At 66.4% G+C, this 608-nt stretch carries 1 protein-coding gene; it reads right to left on the bottom strand.

The window, feature by feature from the left end; genetic code table 11:
• Positions 1-71: 71 nt before the first annotated feature.
• Positions 72-608: group II intron maturase-specific domain-containing protein (locus ACFW0B_RS25915; protein ID WP_449151812.1), on the bottom strand; the 537-nt coding region annotated here is incomplete at its 5' end.

Genomic DNA, 608 nt, shown 5'->3' with positions numbered 1-608 from the left:
ATCGAGTAGGAGGAGGCCTCGCGGCCTCCGTCCTCTCACACCACCGTACGTACGGTTCCGTATACGGCGGTTCAGGTCATACGGCTAAGCCGAGTGATCGTATCCAGTATCGACACCAGTCCAAGCGCGTCCCAGCACTTCTTCGGCAGCGCCTGCCGCAGGTGCAGGGCACCGGCGTTCCACCAGGGGCCGCGCCCGTTGGTGGCCGACTTCCAGGCCCGCTCCTCCGGTAAACCCAGGCGCATCAGATTGCGTGCCCGGGTAACCGGTCGCTTCCAGTGCCGCCACAGCACATTGCGTAGCAACCGCCGCACCCAGCCATCCAGCGCTTCCACCGGCCGCTTGCTCTGGCTCAGCTTGAAGTAGCTGCTCCAGCCACGCAGGACCGGATTGAGCCGCTCGATCAGCCAGGTCAGCTGACTGCCCCGCCTACCGCGCAGCAGGCTTTTCACCCGTTCGCGCAGGCGCTGCAGGCTGCTGCCGGCAATCCGTAGTTTCGGCTGCCGGTGCACGGTCATGCCGTAGCCCAGGTAGCTGCTGCGCCACGGGCGGACGACCTGGCTCTTGGCCCGGTTCAACCGCAGCCGCAGCCGCTGCTCCAGGAAACG

The organism is Metapseudomonas phytobenefica, assembly GCF_043392685.1.
Taxonomy (GTDB): Bacteria; Pseudomonadota; Gammaproteobacteria; order Pseudomonadales; family Pseudomonadaceae; genus Metapseudomonas.
This window is presented reverse-complemented; position numbering and strand designations above follow the sequence as displayed.